Here is a 21,380-nt window from a genome sequence, read left to right on the forward strand (position 1 = left end):
GCTCATAGGTTCCTACTTTGTCAGTCATCCACCCCATGTTGAACACGTGGTGTCCTTTGGATTGACTCACCCCAGCAAAACCGGGACACTCAACGGTGAAGATATCGACATCACCAAGTTCTTTTTCGACTTCTTTGACTACAGGTTTGATATCATCGCCAATTAAAGCAGTAGAGCAGGTGGTGTATACCATCATCCGCTTGATGTCAGGAAATTCGGCAAAGGCTTCCAGCATCGCTTTTTTAAGCAGCTTTTCACCACCGAAGACAACGTGCTGTTCCTTCATGTCTGATGACCAGACATATTTGAGTTGGAAGTTGCCATTGTCGCTGGGATAGCGTTTGGTGTGCCATGTATCATAGGCACAGCCCACAGGCCCATGTATCAACTGGATAGTGTCTTTGAGAACACCACCAATTACTAACTTTGCACCACAATAGCTGCATCCGCGTTCCGATAATGAGCCGGGAATGGTTTCGACGTGAGCGCTAGGGAGAAACTGGGTTGTATCTTCTCCTTTCTCTTTAATATATATGTGCTTCTCCCGTTCGGGAATCGTTTCGTCGCACTTAAACAACTTCATTGGCATGGCTGATTGCTCCTTGTGCAATTGAGAAGAAGACAGACTCTTCTAATCTTTATTTTTGTCAGAAACTTCTTTGAGTGACTTGATTTCAAAATCCTATCAACCTTTTTAACTAATAATAGTAAAGTTGATAACAATAAGGCGAATTAATATTCCGAAATGGCAAGAAAACTAGTTTAAAATAGACAGTTCTGTATAGATTTCAATTAATCCCAATCATTCTATATAAAACACTTTTAGTCAAGAGAATAGACAGACTATTCTAACTGGAAAGGAAGAGATAAATGATTTACTTTATGTCCTCACTATAGATATCTCTCCGAAGAGAAATCGACGATATTTTCTCAACTTTCAACAACAGAATAACGCAATTATCGGCTTTGAGGCTCTCTAGATGATGACTAATTGTAACCACGAATACTGTTTGTAAATTAATTCTTCAGCGCAAGTAAATTGGCCAGTTGTATGATATTCTTGATTTATAGGGAATCTAATACCAGAATAAAAACTCCTTAGATTCCTTTGAAGTGAGTATCAGACCAGCCTCATCAGTTATTGGTGACGGCATAACGTTAATCGAAGTGGAGCAAAACCGCCCAAAAATCGGTTTTTCGTTTGGCGAAGCTGTTGCCATAGCATAGGCTGGACTGATTTTTTTATGTATCTTCTTTGCAGCGAAAATAATGCTTGTCTTGTTGTGATGAAGTAAAAATTTCTCATGCACCTGCCGTATCTGTGGAAGTTTTTTGAATTATTAGTGACAGGATTGGAACTAATTTTTAGCCCCTTTGTTGTATCTCGCATCCCAATAATTTTTAACGTGAGTTCGACAAGTCTTATTTGACCTCTCCCCCAGCCCCTCTCCGACGCGGAGAGGGGAGCAAAAAGCTTAATTTTTCGTTGCTCCTCCCTTTCCGTTTCGGAGAGGGAGGCTGTCCGGGAGAGGTTCATCGAATTCACGTTAATATTTACTGCCATATCTGTAAGAAGCTGTTTAATTTCTAGCAAATAACTGCAATATTTATAGTGCTGGATAGATGGTGATGTCCACTATCTAATATAGCGGTTATCGTTTACGTGAGGTACACCCGTAGGGGCACGGCACTGCCGTGCCCCTACACCTCGTGATGTAATGTTGTACCGCATCTGAATGGGAACCGCTATAGCATCAATGCAGTCACAAACTGGGTAGTAAATACTTTCAATAATTACAACTCCAATTTGATTCAATACTCTGCTTGATTACACCATAATCTTGGAGGCGAATCAACAAGTCTGCGCCATTACTGAGGTTTTTATGCGGAAGATTGCTATTTATGGAAGAGGGGGAGTTGGCAAGTCCACAACGACTCAAAACGTAGTGGCTGGACTGACTGATTTAGGTCGTAAGGTGATGGTTGTAGGGTGTGACTCAAAAGCAGACTCCACCCGGCTCCTCTTGGGAGGATTCCACCAGAAGATTGTACTCGACACGTTGCGTAAAGAAGAAGATGATGATTTGAATCTAGAAGACTTCCGCCAGGTGGGATGGGGTAAGACGCTGTGTGTGGAATCGGGTGGGCCGGAACCTGGTGTGGGATGTGCAGGTAGAGGCATTCTGACATCAATTGGGTTGCTGGAACAACTTGGTGCTTATGATGATGCAGTTAGACTTGATTATACATTTTATGACGGTCTAGGTGACGTGGTATGCGGTGGATTTGTCATGCCCATTCGTGAACGCAAAGCTCAAGAAGTTTACATCATTACTTCTGGGGAAATTATGGCAATGTATACCGTCAACAACATCTGCCGAAGTATTCAAAAGTATGCACCCATAGGCGATATACGTCTGGGAGGATTGATTTGCAACTCTCGCAAAGTCGATGAGGAAGATGATTTGATCAAAGCTCTGGCAGAGAAACTGGGGACTCAAATGATCTACTCTATACCCAGAGACAATATGGTGCAGCAAGCAGAGTTCCACCGCAAGACGGTGATTGAGTATGCTCCTGAGTCTGAACAGGCGCAGCACTATCGCAACCTAGCAATGGCAATTGACCAGAATACAGATTTTGTCACTCCGAAATCTATGTCTAACGATCAGCTAGAGGAACTGCTGGTACAGTTTGGGTTGTTTAGACATCTCCAAACATTAGGTATCAACCCAAACTCCACAAAGGTTGCAGATTCATTTTCGGAGATGCCTCTTGAATAGGACGATGCAGTAGGGGTTATCCCTCATACAAAGTGTCTGGAGCAATTGGCAATCTCTGACTCGAAAAAGCAGAAAAAACTGCGTAAACTTCTTAACACCATTTGAGAAATCGGCGTTCTGAACCACGCCAAAATTCGTCTACCTCATTGAAGGAGGAGAACTCATTATGTTGACCGAAGAGGTTTTAGTCCAAAAATTTATCACCGTAGTCAAGGAACGCTGCGCCAAAGTAGGTGAGTTGCTCCAGTACTGCCACGTCGAACTCGTAAACTCTTACTGGGGCTGCCCTCCAAAACTTATACAACATTTTGTAGTTTATTATCCTAATATGCTCTTTGCCTCAATTAATGACAACAAAGATGTTTTCAGAGGCGTTGCTCAAGATTTGGGGATATGTCAGGCTGTTTGCATAAATGCCACACGCATTATTCGCGATCCCGCCTCAAGGTTGAAGGAAAAGAACCCGATCTTATGGTTGGAACTCCAGTGGGTGGCAGTACCAACTAAAAAAGGCAATTGGCATCTAGATCAGGATTTACCCCACTCGGACTAAGTTTTTTTTGGTGACGTAGCTTGCCACCGTTGGCGATGCCTAGTTTGGCAAGCTACGCTAAATCACTAAAATAGTATCCAAAAATGCAAGTATTTTAGCGATATGTATGCTATGCTTGCAGAAAATAAGCAAAATTGTCAAAACATCAATATGTCTGACAACAAAACGGCAAACACTAGAAAACTTTGCTATTGACCCAACAAATTTAAGTTTATCTGCTGTGGCTTTTTCTAACGGAGATATACAGCCTCATGAAACTGGATGTGAATCTTTGCAATAACCTGAAGTCAATTAGAACTCGCTTGGGTATGAGTCAGCAAGAATTAGCTAATATAGCTGGCGTAACTCGTCAGAGTATTGGTGGTGTGGAATTGGGACAATATGCTCCTTCTGTTGCTATGTCACTGCGTTTAGCCAAGGCTCTTGGCTGCCAAGTCGAGGACTTATTCTGGTTTGAGGAAGATTTACCAGAAGTTGAGGCAATTCTTGCGGGATCAGTCCCTAAGCAACAGCGATCGCGAGTTAGTCTAGCGCGGGTTGGGGATCAATGGATAGCTTATCCCCTCGTTGGGAATGATGCTTTTCGGATCGAAATGATTCCAGCTGATGGTGAGACGCTTGCAGTGATCTACCCTGATGCTAAGGAATCCGTAAGGGTGGAAGAGTTACCCAGCATCAGCAAATTGCCATTAGCGTCAGAAGTAGCTAGTAATGAGCGTCAATCGGAGGGTGAAGCACAAAACCAAAACGTTACAAATAAAGTCCTGGTTCGGATTCTGGATGATATAGACAAACTACACAATACAGTTGTGATTGCTGGTTGTACACCTGTGCTTTCCCTCTTGGCAAGAGCAACTGAACGTTGGCATCCGCAACTGCGAATTCATTATCGTTTCGCCCACAGCAAGGCGGCATTGCATAGTCTGTGCAAAGGTGAAGTTCATATTGCCGGAATGCACTTATACGATCCCAAAACTGGGGAACATAACATTCCCTTTGTGCGGGAAGCCTTAAGAGGTAAGAGTGCCGTTTTGATTACCCTTGGAGTTTGGGAAGAAGGTTTGTTAGTCCCACCAGGAAACCCAAGGGGAATTAAAACAGTTTCCGACTTAGTAGAATTTGGAGCAACCATTGTCACCCATGAAGCGGGTTCTGGCGGTCAGATGCTTTTAGAACGGAAACTCCAAGAAGAAGGAGTGCCATTTCCGACTGTGAAAGGATTTACCCATATCGTCCACAGCCATCAAGATGTTGCCTTATCTGTAGTGTCAGGAATGGCTGATGCTGGGATCAGTACAGCATCTATAGCTGCTGCCTTTGGGTTGGGATTTATCCCCCTTCATAGTGCGCGATACGACTTGGTGATTATTAAAGAATACTTGGAAGAAGAACCAGTAAAACAGTTCCTCAGTATCTTGGGACATCAGCTAGTGCGATCGCAATTAGAGATCCTTGGCGGCTATGACATTACCAAGATTGGGGAAGTTGTAGCAAATATTTCATAATGCGTAATTCGTAATTATTACCCTACGGCTAAGGAATATGTCTTTTACTTTCCAGAACTCAAGTTAGATGATCTGTCTTTCAATTACGAATTCCTCAAGCAAATCAAAATCACCCAACAAGTTAGCTGCAAAATGAATCACCACTTCACTATCAATAAACATCCCGTTCAGATTAACGATACAACCTTGCGAGATGGCGAACAAGCGGCGGGTGTAGCTTTTAATGTTGAAGAAAAAATTGCGATCGCTACTTTTCTTGATGCCATTGGTGTTCCAGAATTGGAAATTGGCGTTCCGGCAATGGGGCAAGAAGAAGCAGAGTCGATCCGAGCGATCGCTAATCTGGGATTAAATGCCCAATTACTTGGTTGGAACCGTGCTAAATTGTCCGATATTCAGGCATCTATAGATTGTGGTTTGGAACGGGTGCATATTTCGGTTCCCGTCTCGGAAATTCAGATTGCCGCCAAGTTTGGGGGTAAACAGCAGGTAATGCTGGATCTGCTGCGGGATGCGATTAATTTTGCTTGCGATCGCGGTTTAGCTGTATCTGTTGGCGGAGAAGATTCTTCCAGAGCCGATCCATCTTTTTTATTGGATGTGGCGTATTATGCTCAAGAGTTGGGAGCTTTCCGGTTTCGCTTTTGTGACACTGTAGGAATTCTCGACCCTTTGAACACTTACAGCAAAGTTCGCTCCCTTGTGCATCATCTATTCATTCCCATAGAAATGCACACACATAATGATTTTGGACTGGCAATGGCGAACTCGCTAGCTGGTATTGAAGCAGGGGCGCGATCGGTCAACACCACGGTAAATGGGATTGGCGAACGCGCAGGTAATGCGGCGTTGGAAGAAATGGTGATGGCACTGAAACACCTTTACAACATCCCAACGGGTATTAATACAAAACGCCTGCTGGAACTCTCACGGTTAGTTGCGAAAGCTGCTAATTGGCCAGTTCCTCCCTGGAAAGCGATCGTGGGTGAAAATACTTTTGCACACGAGTCAGGGATTCATGCTCACGGTGTGTTGCAAAATCCCGGTACTTACGAACCGTTTGCGCCGGAAGATGTTGGCTGGGAACGTCGCTTGGTAGTAGGCAAACATTCCGGTCGGCATCTGATCATCAGTGTGCTGCAAGAACATGGAATCATACTCAGTCAGCCAGAAATTCAATCAGTGCTGGATGCTGTAAAGCATGAGTCAGTAAAAGTTAAACGGAGTCTCACAGTTGAAGAACTCCTGAGTTTTGTTCCCCAAAGGTGAACTTAATGGGGAGTACGGAAGGTTAAGAAAGCATCACAATTCCGTCTCTGGTTAGCGTAGGCGCAGCCCGCCGCAGGCATCGCAATTATTGTACCAACTGCTAGAATATACCAATTATATTGGTAGTAGCTATGCCGAGAAAAGAGCAAGGATGGATCACTTTTCAATTGTCTCCCGAAGAACGGCAACTTCTAGAGCAGTACTGTAAACAGTTCCAACGCACTAAGACTGATGTTTTGCGCTCCCTGTTGCGTAGTCTCCAAGGACAATCACTCAAACAACAGGGGAAGCAGTTTGATTCTGGGGAGATCGATCTGGACTTATTTTGAGTAGTGGTGAAGAACCGCTATCGGTAAAGCGAGTTGTCTTGCACCTAAACAAATTTGCAATGGGGTTGGTAATCCCTCTGAAATTGTAAAAAAGCGTTCAAGTTCAAAAGTTGACTATGACAAATCCTACAAAATTATTGCGATCGCGTGAAATTCCTTTCAATTACGAAATTGATTGGAACGCCTTTCTAAGTGTTCTGACTTTTCACTTTATGTGGAAAAGCCACGAAAAACCTAACCCCCTAACCCCCTTCCCTACGAGGGAAGGGGGAAAATTCAAAGTCTCTCTCCTAAAAGGAGAGAGATTTAGAGAGAGGTTTTCCAGATACCGATGAATTGTCAGTCTAACTGTTTCGGTGTTAAAACTTCTGCGGCTTGAACCAAGCTTTTTGATGCAGAAATCGGTTGTTAATGCTCTAATACCACTTGATATCCAGGGTAGTCAGGATTGGTTAATTTTAGTAAAGCATTTTTTTCTACCATGCTTAATTTTGATTCCATTCGTGCCACAGCAATGCAAAAAGTCCCATACAATTGGGCTTTGATCAAAAACCTGCTTTCACCAGAAGCAAGCTTAGAACTAACTGCGAGTTTTCCCCACGAAGAGTTTCGCCTGTCGGAGGGAGAGGGATATGGATACTCTTGGGGAAAAATGCTTGCAACTAGCGAGGATATTTCCTTGATGCTCAAATCTAGCGATAATCGCTGGCGAGAGCGGATGGCACAAGGCAGACTTACTTATGACTTGAGACACCTTAGTAAAGTCTGGCGACAGTTGATAGAAGGATTGTGGACAGATTCTTACCGCAAAGCTTTAGCTGAAATGTCTGGGTTGGAACTAAAAGACTGTGTAATGGATATTGGATTTCGTCGGTATAGCTCAGGACAATTACATCATCCTCATACAGACGAGCCGAGCAAAGTTTTAACTCATCTGCTATTTTTCAATCAACAATGGTCTGTAGACTGGGGAGGCTGTTTGCGAATTCTCAAAGATTCCCAGCCGGAATCTGCCTTCCAAGATATTCTACCCCTTAGTGATTCCTCAGTTGCGATCGCACGTTCTGACAATTCTTGGCATACGGTAACTCCGCTTACTTGTCCTGCATCTGAGTATCGGCTAGCCTTACGAGTTGCTTTTTTTCGGAACGATCGCCTTCCAGATTTTAGAGAAACCCAGCTAGCTGCATAGTAATCAAGTCTTTTCTCTCTATTTTTGTCAGTTAATCAGCCTCCTGATTTTCTGGTTCTTCCTTGTTTTCCTTAACCGTAAAAAAGTGTTCACGTTCAAAAGCTGACTATGACTAATCCTACAGAACTACTGCGATCGCGCTACGGTGAAGTTCCCTTCAATCATGAAATTGACTGGAACGCCTCTCTAGAAACGCTAATAGCCCACCGTTCAGTCCGGTCTTATCTATCCGATCCTTTACCACCAGGAACCCTAGAATGGCTAGTTGCTGCTGCTCAATCTGCTCCTAGTTCAGCTAATATGCAAACCTGGAGTGTAGTAGCAGTTGAAGATCAAGAACGCAAAGCAGAATTATGCAGGCTGGCTAATAACCAAGTATGGATTAACCAAGCTCCCGTATTCTTCATTTGGTTAGCAGATTTAGGTCGTCTAGCTCATGTTGCCCTAAGTCGCGGACTAACTCCCGTAGCTCTGGATTACGTAGAACTGTTGGTTAAAGCCATAGTCGATGCTTCAGTCGCAGCGCAAAATGCGACTGTAGCGGCTGAATCTATTGGTTTGGGAACAGTATATATCGGCGCACTTCGCAAAAGCACCCAAGAGGTAGCCACATTGCTGAATTTGCCACCTTTTGTCTTCCCTATATTTGGGTTTTGTGTAGGCTATCCCAATCCTGAAGCACAACCTGTTGTTAAGCCGCGCCTACCTCAGTCAGCTGTATTCCACCGGGAAACTTATAAATTGGCAGAGCAAGATGAAGCGATCGCTCACTATAATGATATCATGAAAGAGTTCTACACTGAACAAAAGATGAATGTCGCTGGTGATTGGTCGCAACATTCAGCTGAGCGAATAGCCACTTTAGACTATTTAAAAGGGTGTAAGGATTTGCGTGAGACTCTGAATAACTTCGGCTTCAAGTTGTTATAAAAGGAGTCAACAGCCAGAAGACGCAGAGAACTCTAAGCATTCAGCGTACCTCTAGTAGTCTGTCAATAAATAATTGATGGATAAATTAAGAGTATAGACGGCGATTTATCGTGTCTCTTTAACCATCAAAATGAATTTGACAGACTACTCGTCTCAAGTAAACTATACGCTGCGGCGACCAGAAGAGAACTTCTGATATCTGCACCAAAGCTTTTGACACTTCAAGACTCAAAACCCTACACTTCAGTCTCAAAAGATGATTTCGGTGCGTAAGTCTAAGCAATAGATAAGAACTTAGGCACCATGACAAAATTATCTCATTGCGAGTGCTGCGATCGCTTTGCAATCTCAAACCTTAGTTTTCAGTGCGTAAGTCCTAAAATAGACTCGCTAACTTGTCAGATATAGCAATATCTACTGCTTGAAACCTTTGTAAGAATTTGGGGAATCTGAAGGCATTTAAGCAGTCAACAGGCGAACAATTTAATGGGTATTCCAGCAAGTTTTATCTGTCAAAAAAGGGCTGAACTGTAATAATCGCTCTTTGACTGAGAATTGCTGACCAAAAATGTAGAATTAACCCGCGAAACCAAAGGAGCTTCAAACAATGAATAATTTGTCTACCAAAGACCTCAACAGACTACGCTCTCAAGCCAAAATAATTATGAATCGAGTGGAGATTTTCATAGAAACTTACTTATTAGAAGCTCCACCTGATGAAAATCTGATCAACGAAACCTTACAAGAGATCATCAAGGCTACAAATAGCTTAACAACCGCAGCATCTAAAATGAAAACTGCCGAAACCGCACATAAACTCAACGGTTAAAAATCCTTTAATACGGTTGAGTTGAACCCCATAACTAAATAATGGGGGTTGAATGCAGTCCGAGTGCTGAGTAATCGATGCTAGATACTCAGCACTATTTCAGTTATAGAAATAAATGAATCTAGACTGTTAGGAAATACGATGCTCAAAGGGCTAACTTTAAACTTAAATGACTGGCTACAAAGAAATACAAGTGTACGTAACCTGGAGTTTTTTCAAGACTTTATTATCATTTCTCTCTGCCTTGGTTTATTCTGTGTGATGCTCATCCGACTGGGAGATATGTTCTTCTCCTTTTTGAGTCCATTAGATTTACGGCAAGTAACATCTGATATCCTGTTCATTTTGATTTTAGTAGAGTTATTCCGCCTGTTAATTGATCATATACAACAACAACGGACATCCGTGGCAGCAGCAGTAGAGATTACTATGGTTTCTGCTTTAAGAGAAGTAATTTTACGCGGTGTTCTTGAAATTCCCCGTGACCAAATTTTTGGAATTGCAGTATTTCTAGTAGTATTAGCGGGAATTCTTGTGGCTTTACCTTGGGTATCTAACTTTTTTGAACAGGTCAAAACTCCTCACACTGAAACAAAAGAAAAAATGCAATTATTGGCTGACAATCCTGTAGTTCATGATTAATTGTAACGACAAATACTGTTTGAAAATTAGTTGGTTAACGCAAGTAATTTTAACAAATGTATGATATTCTTTATATATGGAGAATAAAAAGTACAAAATTCTTCAAAAAAATAAAGTACACTCCAAAACTAGCAATTCTCTTTATGAGCTTAGGACATAATAATATCCAAAGCCTATTTAGTCATTGAAGAGGACAAGGAACAGGGAGCAGGCAGGGCTGTTTTATTCCCTAAAACAGGTAAAATTGCAAGTGTTGAGGGGATAAGAATCATGGGTGCTTGTCTGATTGAACATCTGCGGCAAGTAGAAGACTTCAGAACAAGTGATGGTCGAAGACATCCACTGTGGTTGGTGTTGCTGTTTGTAATAATGGGCACTATGAGTGGATATGTTGGGTATCGTGCATGGGGAGATTTTGTCAAACGGCATCGTCGAGCGTTAATCAAAACGTTTGAAATACAAAAACACGGTGTTCCCTCATACTCAACTATCAGGCGCATAGCGATGGGAGTCGATTTTGATAAACTGGTGACAAAATTTAATCACTGGGCGCAAAACTACGTTGAAATAGAAGAATCTGAGTGGTGTCGTATCGACGGTAAAAGCATTAAGGAAACAGTCCAAGACTACGAAAAATCATGTCAGAATTTTGTCAGTATCGTAACAGTGTTTGCGAGTAAAAGAGGACTAGTAGTCAATATGGAAGAGATCCAAAACAAGGAAGAGAGGGAAATCGTAGTAGTGCAAAATTTAATTGCGGCTTTGGAGCTAAAAAATGCTGTATTTAGCTTTGATTCTTTGCACTGCCAAAAAAACTTGCCAGTTAATCCATAGACTGTGGAAATAATTACGTGATTGCGGTCAAAGACAATCAGCCAAGGATGATTCCAAAATACGTAAGGGTAATGCCGCTCCCGATTTATCGATCATTGTTTGACTTCACGGATGGAAAGTAGTAACTCGTTCGTCAGCATTTACCAACGAGTAAAACCTTTTTCGATAACTTGCTATTCTATATTCATTCCAGTGAGCTTTTAGCTATCAGAATTAAGCTCCTCTGTGAAAGAATTATCCTCATCAGAATTGTTGTTATTTAGAAGGATTTTAAATGCAATCTAAGGTGTTGTAGAAATCAAAAGATTGTGAAGTATTGATTATTAAGCACTAAACACCAACTAACATATCAGTAGAATACCATGCTTGAGAATCTTCTGAATAACCATAATTTACCGTATCCTGATACGATACATCCCATCATTGTCCATTTTGTGATTGCGATGGTATTGTTTGCCTTCGTGTGTGATGTAATTGGATACTTTACTAGCAACTACCGTCTTTTCGAGGTGAGTTGGTGGAATATGTTTTTCGCTACAATCTCCATCTTCATCGCCGTTATTTTTGGTCAATTTGAAGCAGGTTTAGCACAACCTTATAACGCAGTTCAACCAGTACTTAATTTACATACGCTCCTTGGCTGGTCACTTGCAGGAATTCTGGCAGCTATTACAGCTTGGCGTTACGTGATTCATTGCCGCACTCCAGAAAAGATATCAGTTTATTACCTAGCAGCAAGTCTACTTTTGACTGCTTTGGTAGGCGTACAAGTGTATTTCGGAGATGAATTGGTTTGGGTATATGGGTTGCACACTGTACCAGTTGTTGAAGCTATAAAGGAGGGCTTACTGCAATGAACCCTGAAGTTATTGAGCAATTAAAGACTCAGATGGGAGCAAATGGGTTGCCCTACACTATACCCATTCACCCAAATTTAGTCCATCTCACTATAGGTTTGTTCATCCTTGGCATTACCTTTGATTTGATTGGTGCATTCTTCCCTATACAACAACCAATCTTCAAGTTTTTAGCAGTTCCAGCCACTCGTTCTAGCTTCTTTGATGCGGGCTGGTACAATATGCTAGGTTCGGCACTGATCACAATTTTTACGGTAGCAGCAGGTTTTTACGAAATCATGTTGGCAGAACCACTCACTGGAGTAAAGAGTGCCTGGGGATTAGAAGCTATGGAAACAATGCTTTGGCATGGAGTGGGTGGTGTTTTTCTACTAGCGCTGATTCTTGGGATGGCTATCTGGAGAGGATTTCAGCGCTATATTTGGCGTCAGGATAACAGTCAACAGGTGCAGTGGACTTATTTAGTTTCTGGACTGTTCATCATGTTCATCATGTTCATCCACGGTACGCTAGGGGCGCACTTAGCTGCTGAGTTTGGAGTTCACAATACTGCTGATATATTGTTGCGCTTGGGTAAAGATCCCAACTTACTGCTGAGGTAATCTATGAAAATCCGAAATATTTTGATCTTGAGTGCGATCGCGATCGCCTTAACTGCTGTTAGTCTTTTGATAGGGCAGTGGACGTATTCCTGGATGCCTCCTCAAGCCGCAGCAGAATCGCAGCTCGTCGATAAGTTGTTTAGTTTCTTAATCACGCTGGGAGCATTTATCTTCCTTGGAGTCACAGGAACACTCATCTACTCAGCGATTTTCCATCGAGCAGAGAAGTATGATACCAGCGATGGCCCTCCAATTGAAGGAAATATCACACTAGAAATTGTCTGGACTGTAATTCCTGTATTGCTAGTGTTTTGGATTGCCACTTACAGCTACCAAATCTATGAGCAAATGGGGATTCAAGGCCCAATGGAAGCTATGCATCTGCATATTCCAGTCTTGATTAAATCGGCATCTGCTGCACCAATTAATGGAAATGCAGGGATAGTTTCCGCCTCCCCGACTTCCTCAATTGTATCAACTGATGCTACATCAAATGTAATCCCATTTGAAGACATTGAAGTTAATGCCAAACAGTGGGCTTGGGTTTTCCGCTATCCAAAAACAGGAATCACTAGCACCGAACTACATTTACCCGTTAATCACCGCATCCGTCTAGCAATGCAATCTGAGGATGTTCTTCATGGCTTTTATATTCCGGCTTTCCGAGTCAAGCAAGACATTATTCCCAACCGCAACATTGACTTTGAATTCACCCCCATCCGTATTGGCAAATATGAATTGACCGATTCCGAATTTAGCGGTACTTACTTTGCAACCATGCGGGCAAATGTTGTTGTTGAGTCCCCTGAAGATTACAAGAAGTGGCTTGTAGAAGCAGCAAATCGTAAACCATGTACTGCAAATAATCAAGCAGCTTCCGAATATGCCCAAGAATCAAAAGAATTAATCAAAGGCTGGGTTACGGTAGCACCTGCACAAGCCCCTGTAGTTAATTACAGCAATTAGTTATTGGTCAATTGTTTGTATTGTAGGACTTACGCAAGAACTCTCTGAAACCCTCTTTACTTCGCGTTCTTTGCGTTCTTTGCGGTTCGTTTTCTCATAATTTTGCGTAAGTCCTGTATTGGACAAATGATAAAGAATAAAGGATAAAAGACAATGACAAATGTTTCCATTGAAGACATTACAGGTGACGCACCTCAACAGGAACCTAGAACAGACTGGAAGCAATACTTTAGTTTTAGCACAGACCACAAAGTTATCGGTATTCAGTATATTGTTACCGCTTTCATTCTCTTTTTAGTTGGTGGCATATTTGCAATGATCATTCGTGGGGAATTGATTACCCCCGAATCAGACTTAGTTGACCGTAGTGTTTATAATGCAATGTTCACCATGCACGGCACTGTGATGCTATTTGGATGGACATTCCCCATACTTACAGGTTTTGCTAACTATCTTGTACCTCTGATGATTGGGGCGCGAGATATGGCGTTTCCTAGACTCAATGCTGTTGCCTTCTGGATGATACCGATCGCTGCTATCCTACTGATGGCCAGTTTCTTTGTACCCGGTGGGCCAGCGCAAGCCGGTTGGTGGTCATACCCTCCCGTCAGCTTGCAAAACCCTACAGGAAACTTAATCAATGGTCAAGTAATCTGGCTTCTAGCAGTGGCAATATCAGGTGTTTCCTCAATTATGGGGGGGATTAACTTTGTCACCACGATTGTCAAGATGCGCGCACCAGGGATGACATTCTTCCGTATGCCCATCTTTGTTTGGAACGTATTTAGTGCCCAGATTCTCCAACTGTTTGGACTACCTGTCTTAACAGCAGGTGCAGTCATGCTTTTACTCGACTTAACAGTTGGAACTAGCTTTTTTGACCCCGCCAAGGGAGGCGACCCAGTTCTATTTCAGCACTTTTTCTGGTTCTACTCTCACCCTGCTGTTTACGTAATCATTCTGCCGGTCTTTGGAGTCTTTTCAGAGATATTCCCTGTTTTTGCTCGTAAACCTCTGTTTGGCTATAAGATTGTCGCTATTTCATCACTCCTGATTGCTGGGGTTAGCGGTATAGTCTGGGTACACCATTTATACGTCAGTGGTACTCCAGGTTGGATGCGGCTGTTTTTCATGCTCACAACAATGTTCGTTTCTGTCCCCACTGGCATTAAGGTGTTTGCCTGGACTGCAACGATTTGGGGTGGCAAGCTCCGATTTGATACACCAATGCTGTTTGCGTTTGGTGCATTAATATTGTTTGTATTTGCAGGTATCACTGGCATCACCCTTTCCTCTGTTCCCATTGATGTCCATGTCAACAACACTTACTATGTGGTGGGTCACTTCCACTATGTTCTATATGGCACGGTAACAATGGGGATGTTTGCTGCTATTTACTTCTGGTTCCCCAAGATGACTGGACGTATGTATTACGAAGGCTTGGGCAAGTTGCACTTCTGGCTGGCGTTCATTGGCACTAACCTCAACTTCTTCCCAATGCACCCACTAGGATTACAAGGAATGTTGCGTCGAGTTTCTTCTTATGCCCCAGAGTATGAATTTTGGAATATTATCGCTAGTATCGGAGGATTTCTGCTAGGTGTGTCTACCTTACCTTTCATTCTGAATATGATTGGTTCTTGGATACATGGCGAACAAGCACCGAAGAATCCTTGGCGAGCAATTGGACTGGAGTGGTTAGTTTCTTCACCACCTCCTGTCGAGAACTTTGAGGAAATTCCAGTTGTTATAAGTGAACCCTACGGCTATGGTAAATCTGAACCATTGGTAGCCGAGCATTAGTGGCGATTTGTACGGATGTTATGCAACGAATTTCTCTGCGCCTCTGCGTCTCTGCGGTTAAAAAGTAATTGAACCACAAAGGCGCAGAGAACACAGAGTTAAGAGGTTAAAGAGAAATTTCTTGCCAAAATTTGTACTTACTTTGGCTACCACTAACCTATATTAGGAGTATTCAAGCAATGGACAGTTCCATTATTTCAGAAGAATCACATCATCTCTCACACGAGCATACCCATGATGAAGAAGGCAGCAAGATGTTCGGCTTCATTGTCTTCCTGCTGTCAGAGACTTTCATTTTCCTCGGTTTTTTTACAGCATATATTGTCTATAAAACAGCAAATCCTGACTGGCTACCAGCTGGTGTTTCTGGACTGGAAGTCAGAGATCCGGCAATTAATACGGTAATTCTTGTTTCTAGTAGCTTTGTCATCTACTTGGCAGAACGCGCCCTTGCACGCCACGACTTGATAACATTTCGCCAGTTTCTAATGCTTTCGATCGCAATGGGATCTTACTTTTTAGTCGGACAAGCGATCGAATGGAGCCATCTTTCTTTTGGCTTTACCACAGGTGTTTTTGGTGGGATGTTCTACTTACTAACAGGTTTCCACGGTTTGCATGTTTTCACTGGCATTTTGTTGCAGATACTTGTTTTTGGTCGCTCTTTCATTCCTGGTAACTACGACACAGGTCATTTTGGTGTAAATGCCACTTCTATTTTCTGGCACTTTGTTGATGTCATCTGGATTGTTTTGTTTGTCCTGATTTATGTCTGGCAATGACACTCTGTGGTCTAAGCTTTTGTGTGGGAAATAGCTATTAGGACTGTATAACGGCTGAGTTAGCCCGCCTATTTTACAGCGTCCAATCCTCCATTACTAAACCTGGAACCTTGTTGAAGTCACTAAAGTTTCGGGTCAACAATACTAAATTACGAGATATAGCGATCGCTGCTATTCTTAAATCCATCGTGGACACACGAACCCGTTGCGATCGCAGTTGATCAAAGAGTGCGATCGCTCCAGCATCAAATGGTAAAATAGGAGCCGTTGTAAAACCCTGAAGAATTTCCAATAGCAGAGCGTATCCACGAATCATGTCAGCATTCGTCCGCGCACGATTGATGAAGTTATGAGCGCCAAGCACCTGCTCATGAAAACTAACAATTGATAACGCAAAATCAGCAGATGAGTGCTGCCCCATCCGAGCCGTCAAACGAGTAAACTCTAAACCTGAGCGCCTCTGTAGAAAACTGATATGATCGGTATCAAGCAAATATTTCACAATTGCTCGTCATCCTCATCAGTTGGCTTGTCAGCCTGACGAAAGGCACGTCCATATTCCAGAGCTTCAAGAAAAGCTGACTCATCAGAAATTGAGCCGACGAGTTTTTCCAACCAGTTTTCGGAGGGTTTGCCTTCAACCTGGCGTTGGAGATCGGAGACTGCTTGCTCAAGGGTTAACAAGCGATGCTCCAGAACTGTTTCATCTAACATGGTTCTTTCCTTTAAGCGTTCACTGTTATGTTGTCAACCTTCACAGATCATACACCTCACTGCGATGGGCGATCGCTATAACAAATACCTGCACCACTTCATCGTCTATGGAATAAATCACCCTCTAGTCGCCGATCCGATAGCGATAGTATCCTGAATAATCTCCCTTAAGGGCTTTGATGTTAGGATGCGACTGGGGAGTTTGCTCTAACTGCTGCAAACATCGGGCAATTTTCTTCGCTAGGGCTTTGTCAGCATTGATATAAAACTTTTGGGCATCTGGATGGAGAACAACTTCATACATCAGAGCGAAGGTTTCTCCAGGGTGTGTAAAGGGTTTTAGGAGTTGCTGATGAGTGCTTAACTCGCTCTAGCAATCCAGGAATTGCCAAAAGTTCTTGGGTTGCAGCTTCGCTTTCCGCATTTGCTAAATAAGCCGCAAAATCAGTAAGCACCTGTAATCGCTCTGGCGATAGTTGCTTGAGTAAGTCATTAAGCTGGCGCTGTAACTCTGTCACAGATGCTAAATCTGCTGACGATCTATCCTCGATCGGCGAATTATCCGTAGTACTCATCGCTTGCTTTGCAAATTTCAAAGTTTACCGTCTATTGTAGCTCCCTGTGCTGCCACTAGCAGGTCTGACAATGCTTGAATTGCTTCTGGATCTGCTTGAGGAGACCAGACAATTCCTTGAGTTGATGCCAGTTGATTTAGAAGTGCTTTCGTTGAATCACTCTCTTCAGTATCTTCTAAGCTGTATCCTTCTTCTTTCGCAACTGCAAGCAGGAGAAAGTGGATTAGTCGAAGTTTATCTTCATGAGATAGTTGACTTACGGTTGGTAAAATTTTGCCCAGAGCCATATAGCTTATTTTCAGATGATATACGTTTAGTTTAGCTCAGTCAGACATTAGCACTTTCCCACTGAGTTAAGTTAATCCGGCGATGCCTCCGCCAACGCTGCTATTCTTAAATCCATCGTGGACGCACGAACACATTGCGATCGCAGTTTTTGATCAACTGCGATCGCAATCGCTCCAGCATTAAATAATAAAATAGGAGCCGTTACAAACCCTGAATAATTTGCAATAGCAGAGCATACTCACGAATAATCTTAGCATTTTTCCGCGCACAATTGATGAAGTGATGAGTGCCAATTACCAGATAAATTGGTCGCCTTGATTTGTCCCAAGTTGCCTAATTAATGACTTAATTACAATACCAAAGGCGCATTAGATATCCTTGGAATCCTGAAATACTGACCCATATTAGGACATCCCACGAGGATTATATTTTGCAACTAAACCAACAGACTTAAAGCAACTATAGGATTTACGATCAACAATGTACTCTTGTTCCTTAAAAACCTATGCCAGTCGTATTTAATGTAGTAGATGTTGAAGAGAAAGAGCATTACTTTAACTATGAAGACATAGAGGAAACAAAGGTAGCTGATGAAGGATTACGCAACGATGATTACCTCGATGCTCAATGCTTTTTCGTCCTCCTAAAAAATGGAGATATACTACTTTTGGAAATGGCTAGACAAAACCAAGTAAGTAAAAACTTCCTTTACCGCTTACTGATGCCAGGGGAATAGCCTCCTTTAATATCTAGGGCTGCCTGGATGCCGACCGTTGCTATTCTTAAATCCATCGTGGACACACTAACCTGTAGCGATCGCAGTCTTTGAGCAACTGCGATCGCTACAGCATCAAATGATAAAACAGGAGCCGTTACGAAAAGAAGGAAGAATTTCCAACAGCAGAGCGTATCCACGAATCATGCAGCATCTTGTCAAGAATCCTTCTCATCATGACAATTGTCTGGAAAACAACATAAATGGTTGATTTCCTACTCAATCTTGCTTATACTTCCCAATGTAAGCTTTACTTGCCATAGTAAAAAATATTGGCATATAAATTGGTAGGAGAGTGCAATGATCAATCATCGGGCTATGCGCGATGGGTGTTTGGTAAGTTTCCTGGCGATTCTTTGCATCGGCTTTGGTAGTAACCTAGTCAAGCAAGAGCCAACTCTTGGACAGTCCCCAGCGAATAAAAATGTGATAGTGGCGATGACAACCAGTATTGAGGATAGCGGGCTGCTAGATGATTTAGTGCCGGCTATTGAAAAGAAAACAGGATATAAACTCAAAAAAGTTGCAGTTGGCACGGGACAAGCTTTGGCTATGGCTGAAAAAGGTGAAGTTGACGCGCTATTCGTCAATTCACCGAAAGCCGAACGCAAAGTTTTGGAGGGTGGTGCGGTGATTCATCGCCACTTGGTAATGCACAATGACTTTGTGATTGTCGGGCCAGATGCAGACAAAGCAAAGATTAGAGGGAAAAAGAATGCTGTGGAAGCGTTCAGTCTGATTGCTAAAAATCAAGCATTGTTTGTATCGCGGGGTGATGACTCAGGGACTAACAAACTAGAAAAAGATTTATGGCAACAGGCAAATATCACACCATCTGGTACTTGGTATCAGCAAACAGGTTCAGGAATGGCGCAAACTTTGCAAGTGGCTAATCAAAAACTAGGATATACCTTAGCAGATCGGGCGACATATATATTTCAGCAGAAAAACCTGTCTTTGCCAATACTGGTGCAAGGAGACAAGAAACTGTTAAATCTGTACCATGTCATGGAAGTAAATTCTCAGAAATTCCCCAAGGTGAACAGTGCAGGAGCTAAAGCGTTTATTAATTTTGTCTTATCTCCTGAAGGACAGACAATAATTGCAGCCCACGGGAAAAAAGAGTTCAAACAACCACTATTTTATGTTGATGCCGGTAAAACGGAGAAAGATTACGGCTTTTAAAGAAACTTGAGCATCAGATCGTTAAGAGTTGCTTTACTGCATATTTGAGTATTCTTTCCCAATTTTTTGAGAGATTTGTATTTGTGAATACAATCATCGAAGGAGCTTTCAAAGCTTTTGAGCTATTAACCAGTGGCGATAGTGACGTTTTCCAAGTCATGACGATGACATTGTTCGTCTCTGGAACAGCTACAGCCATTAGCGTTTTACTGGGACTACCATTAGGACTGTGGCTAGCATTAGCGGATTTCGTCGGCAAGCAGACTCTGACTAGTTTAATTAACTTTGGTATGGGATTGCCACCTGTCGTAGTCGGTTTATTCGTCAGTCTGTTTTTGTGGCGGTCTGGCCCGTTAGGAAATCTGGATTTGATGTACACGCCCACAGCGATGATCATAGCCGAAGCCATCATTGCTTTTCCAATTGTCGCTGGCTTAAGTTTTGCGGCAATTATCAGTATTAATCCGAAACTACGCTGGCGATTGTTATCGATGGGGGCGACACAGTGGCAAGCAAACTGGTTGCTAATCAAGGAAGCACGGTTAGGATTAATGGCTGCAATCATGGCTGGTTTTGGTCGCGTCATCTCGGAAGTTGGTGCATCCATGATGGTGGGCGGCAATATCAAGGGGCAGACTAGAGTCCTGACTACAGCGATCGTTTTGGAAGTAGGGAAAGGAAATTACGATGTGGCAATGGCGATCGCATACATTCTTCTGATCATCACATACACCGTTATCGTGTTGCTGACTATCCTACAGCATGACAAGAAAATCTTATGAGTACTAACGAATATGTCCTGAATATGCGACAGGTGAGCGTCGATAGCAAAACACGTAAAAATATCCTGTCAATTGAAAATTTTACAGTCCGTCCTGGAGAATTGGTTGCTGTGCTTGGCCCCAATGGCGCTGGTAAAAGCACTTTGTTAAGAACAATCAATCTCTTGCAACCTTACCGTGGTGAGATGCAATTATTTGGAGAGGATGTCCGCAATGCCAATAAAACATTGTTGCGTCGTCGTTCAGCTTTGGTATTCCAGGAAACCTTACTACTGGATGACACTGTTTTTAATAATGTTGCCAAGGTATTAAAGTTTCGCGGAACACCAACACACAAGATTAAGCAAACGGTACATACCGCACTTGCAACTTTTGGCTGTGAACACCTGGCAAATCAGTCAGCTCGTTCTTTGTCCGGTGGTGAAGCGAAACGGGTTTGTATTGCCTGCGGTTTAGTTGCTGATTCCGAATTGCTGCTTTTGGATGAGCCTTCTGCCTCTTTAGATGTGGGAATACGTCCCCAGATGATTGAGAAAATTAGACAATGGGCGCAAGCGAGGGGATCAGCAGTTATATTAGTCAGTCATAATTTTACAGATATACTGCATTTTGCCGATCGCGCGATCGCTTTATTTGACGGTTGTATTGTCCAGGATGATAACTTGGAAACCATCATCCGCCGACCAGCTAACGAGCAACTTGCCAGACTGGTAGGGATAGATAATATTATTCCGTGCCATGTAGAACGGAGTAGCCGTGGAAATTTTATCAAACTTGCAAACGGGATACAGTTTTTACATCCTGGGGAAATCACAAAGCCAATTACTGCATGTTGTTTATCTGGCGATACTTTCAATCTTTACGATCCAAGTTCTTCAATGCGACATAAACTATGTTCGGTAATTATTGAAGGGCTAGTAGAACGGGTTTTAAATGGTATTGGAATTTGTAGTATTTGGGTTAAGGTGGGAGAACAGACTTTAATCGCCAGAGTGCCTCGGAGTCATATATTTGGCAATGTATATCCCCATGAAATAATTAAGCTGGCATTCAACCCTAAAGATGCACATTTTGTTTAGAACAATAGACGGTTTTATACTAGAAATAGCGGGAGAAAGAAGAATTTATTCAGTCTAGTTAGCAAAATACTCTAAAATTTTACACCCGGCAGTATTTATCTTATTA

General features: G+C 42.5%; 25 protein-coding genes and 1 pseudogene. 19 read left to right on the forward strand and 7 right to left on the reverse strand.

All coding sequences use genetic code 11. The annotated features are described in order from the left end of the window. A partial coding sequence (locus CDG79_RS27260) for a nitrogenase component 1 (RefSeq protein WP_317616611.1) occupies positions 1-589 on the reverse strand: 589 nt, incomplete at its 3' end. Positions 590-1,868: 1,279 nt separating this feature from the next. On the opposite strand from CDG79_RS27260, the gene nifH reads away from it, so the two are divergent. From nifH to CDG79_RS27340, 15 genes and pseudogenes are all read left to right on the forward strand, one after another. Then, on the forward strand, positions 1,869-2,783 hold the full coding sequence (gene nifH / locus CDG79_RS27270; protein ID WP_223278350.1) for a nitrogenase iron protein: 915 nt from the start codon (positions 1,869-1,871) through the stop codon (positions 2,781-2,783). A gap of 166 nt (positions 2,784-2,949) precedes the next feature. Then, positions 2,950-3,336 carry a hypothetical protein gene (locus CDG79_RS27275; protein WP_094344901.1) on the forward strand — a complete coding sequence of 129 codons (387 nt, stop codon included), beginning with the start codon at positions 2,950-2,952 and terminating at the stop codon, positions 3,334-3,336. A gap of 251 nt (positions 3,337-3,587) precedes the next feature. Then, positions 3,588-4,841 (forward strand): substrate-binding domain-containing protein, encoded by a 1,254-nt coding sequence (locus CDG79_RS27280; protein ID WP_094344902.1) that lies wholly within the window; start codon positions 3,588-3,590, stop codon positions 4,839-4,841. A 132-nt stretch (positions 4,842-4,973) separates the two neighbouring features. Continuing rightward, complete coding sequence (gene nifV, locus CDG79_RS27285; protein ID WP_094344903.1) at positions 4,974-6,110, forward strand: homocitrate synthase; 1,137 nt, start codon at positions 4,974-4,976, stop codon at positions 6,108-6,110. Between the two features lie 131 nt (positions 6,111-6,241). Continuing rightward, positions 6,242-6,382: pseudogene (locus CDG79_RS27290) on the forward strand (CopG family transcriptional regulator); the annotation flags it as partial. A 538-nt stretch (positions 6,383-6,920) separates the two neighbouring features. After that, the gene (locus CDG79_RS27295) at positions 6,921-7,631 is read left to right on the forward strand and encodes a 2OG-Fe(II) oxygenase (RefSeq protein ID WP_094344905.1); all 711 of its coding nucleotides are present in this window, start codon (positions 6,921-6,923) and stop codon (positions 7,629-7,631) included. A 108-nt stretch (positions 7,632-7,739) separates the two neighbouring features. Next, positions 7,740-8,561, forward strand: coding sequence for an NADPH-dependent oxidoreductase (locus tag CDG79_RS27300; RefSeq protein WP_094344906.1), 822 nt, complete (start codon positions 7,740-7,742; stop codon positions 8,559-8,561). A gap of 607 nt (positions 8,562-9,168) precedes the next feature. Continuing rightward, entirely contained in the window at positions 9,169-9,390 is a 222-nt protein-coding gene (locus CDG79_RS27305) for a hypothetical protein (protein WP_094344907.1), read from the forward strand. Positions 9,391-9,531: 141 nt separating this feature from the next. Further along, the gene (locus CDG79_RS27310; protein WP_094344908.1) at positions 9,532-10,032 is read left to right on the forward strand and encodes a phosphate-starvation-inducible PsiE family protein; all 501 of its coding nucleotides are present in this window, start codon (positions 9,532-9,534) and stop codon (positions 10,030-10,032) included. A 270-nt stretch (positions 10,033-10,302) separates the two neighbouring features. Then, the gene (locus CDG79_RS27315) at positions 10,303-10,866 is read left to right on the forward strand and encodes an ISAs1 family transposase (protein ID WP_094344909.1); all 564 of its coding nucleotides are present in this window, start codon (positions 10,303-10,305) and stop codon (positions 10,864-10,866) included. Positions 10,867-11,228: 362 nt separating this feature from the next. Further along, on the forward strand, positions 11,229-11,723 hold the full coding sequence (locus tag CDG79_RS27320) for a DUF2231 domain-containing protein (RefSeq protein ID WP_094344910.1): 495 nt from the start codon (positions 11,229-11,231) through the stop codon (positions 11,721-11,723). After that, positions 11,720-12,325, forward strand: a complete 606-nt coding sequence (locus CDG79_RS27325) for a DUF2231 domain-containing protein (RefSeq protein WP_094344911.1) — start codon at positions 11,720-11,722, stop codon at positions 12,323-12,325. The genes CDG79_RS27320 and CDG79_RS27325 overlap by 4 nt, the downstream gene beginning before the upstream one ends. A gap of 3 nt (positions 12,326-12,328) precedes the next feature. Next, positions 12,329-13,291 (forward strand): cytochrome c oxidase subunit II, encoded by a 963-nt coding sequence (locus CDG79_RS27330; protein WP_094344912.1) that lies wholly within the window; start codon positions 12,329-12,331, stop codon positions 13,289-13,291. Positions 13,292-13,444: 153 nt separating this feature from the next. Beyond that, the gene (gene ctaD / locus CDG79_RS27335; RefSeq protein ID WP_094344913.1) at positions 13,445-15,094 is read left to right on the forward strand and encodes a cytochrome c oxidase subunit I; all 1,650 of its coding nucleotides are present in this window, start codon (positions 13,445-13,447) and stop codon (positions 15,092-15,094) included. Between the two features lie 179 nt (positions 15,095-15,273). Beyond that, positions 15,274-15,876 carry a cytochrome c oxidase subunit 3 gene (locus CDG79_RS27340; RefSeq protein ID WP_094344914.1) on the forward strand — a complete coding sequence of 201 codons (603 nt, stop codon included), beginning with the start codon at positions 15,274-15,276 and terminating at the stop codon, positions 15,874-15,876. 73 nt (positions 15,877-15,949) lie between these two features. Here the strand turns inward: CDG79_RS27340 and CDG79_RS27345 are convergent, their stop codons facing one another. From CDG79_RS27345 to CDG79_RS27365, 5 genes are all read right to left on the reverse strand, one after another. Continuing rightward, positions 15,950-16,378: a type II toxin-antitoxin system VapC family toxin gene (locus tag CDG79_RS27345; RefSeq protein ID WP_094344915.1), complete on the reverse strand. Its 429-nt coding sequence runs from the start codon at positions 16,376-16,378 to the stop codon at positions 15,950-15,952. Next, positions 16,375-16,590, reverse strand: coding sequence for a transferase hexapeptide repeat containing protein (locus CDG79_RS27350; RefSeq protein ID WP_094344916.1), 216 nt, complete (start codon positions 16,588-16,590; stop codon positions 16,375-16,377). The genes CDG79_RS27345 and CDG79_RS27350 overlap by 4 nt, the downstream gene beginning before the upstream one ends. A 124-nt stretch (positions 16,591-16,714) precedes the next feature. Beyond that, the gene (locus CDG79_RS27355; protein ID WP_223278348.1) at positions 16,715-16,894 is read right to left on the reverse strand and encodes a type II toxin-antitoxin system RelE family toxin; all 180 of its coding nucleotides are present in this window, start codon (positions 16,892-16,894) and stop codon (positions 16,715-16,717) included. Then, positions 16,887-17,165, reverse strand: coding sequence for a hypothetical protein (locus tag CDG79_RS27360; protein ID WP_094344925.1), 279 nt, complete (start codon positions 17,163-17,165; stop codon positions 16,887-16,889). The genes CDG79_RS27355 and CDG79_RS27360 overlap by 8 nt, the downstream gene beginning before the upstream one ends. A gap of 17 nt (positions 17,166-17,182) precedes the next feature. Then, on the reverse strand, positions 17,183-17,452 hold the full coding sequence (locus CDG79_RS27365) for a hypothetical protein (RefSeq protein WP_094344917.1): 270 nt from the start codon (positions 17,450-17,452) through the stop codon (positions 17,183-17,185). 506 nt (positions 17,453-17,958) lie between these two features. Between CDG79_RS27365 and CDG79_RS27370 the strand changes: the two genes are divergently transcribed. Further along, positions 17,959-18,189, forward strand: a complete 231-nt coding sequence (locus CDG79_RS27370; RefSeq protein WP_094344918.1) for a hypothetical protein — start codon at positions 17,959-17,961, stop codon at positions 18,187-18,189. On the opposite strand, the gene CDG79_RS41385 is transcribed toward CDG79_RS27370, so the two are convergent. After that, positions 18,162-18,368, reverse strand: coding sequence for a hypothetical protein (locus CDG79_RS41385; protein ID WP_143855593.1), 207 nt, complete (start codon positions 18,366-18,368; stop codon positions 18,162-18,164). The genes CDG79_RS27370 and CDG79_RS41385 overlap by 28 nt on opposite strands. 160 nt (positions 18,369-18,528) lie before the next feature. Between CDG79_RS41385 and CDG79_RS27375 the strand changes: the two genes are divergently transcribed. The 3 genes from CDG79_RS27375 (at position 18,529) to CDG79_RS27385 (ending at position 21,274) form a co-directional block, all read left to right on the forward strand. Next, complete coding sequence (locus CDG79_RS27375; RefSeq protein WP_223278349.1) at positions 18,529-19,413, forward strand: substrate-binding domain-containing protein; 885 nt, start codon at positions 18,529-18,531, stop codon at positions 19,411-19,413. An 83-nt stretch (positions 19,414-19,496) separates the two neighbouring features. Beyond that, a complete protein-coding gene (locus CDG79_RS27380) occupies positions 19,497-20,195 on the forward strand; it encodes an ABC transporter permease (protein ID WP_094344927.1) in 699 nt (232 codons plus the stop codon). After that, entirely contained in the window at positions 20,192-21,274 is a 1,083-nt protein-coding gene (locus CDG79_RS27385; RefSeq protein ID WP_094344919.1) for an energy-coupling factor ABC transporter ATP-binding protein, read from the forward strand. Before CDG79_RS27380 ends, CDG79_RS27385 begins: the two co-directional genes overlap by 4 nt. Positions 21,275-21,380 lie beyond the last annotated feature (106 nt).

The organism is Nostoc sp. 'Peltigera membranacea cyanobiont' 232, from assembly GCF_002245985.1.
Lineage (GTDB): Bacteria > Cyanobacteriota > Cyanobacteriia > Cyanobacteriales > Nostocaceae > Nostoc.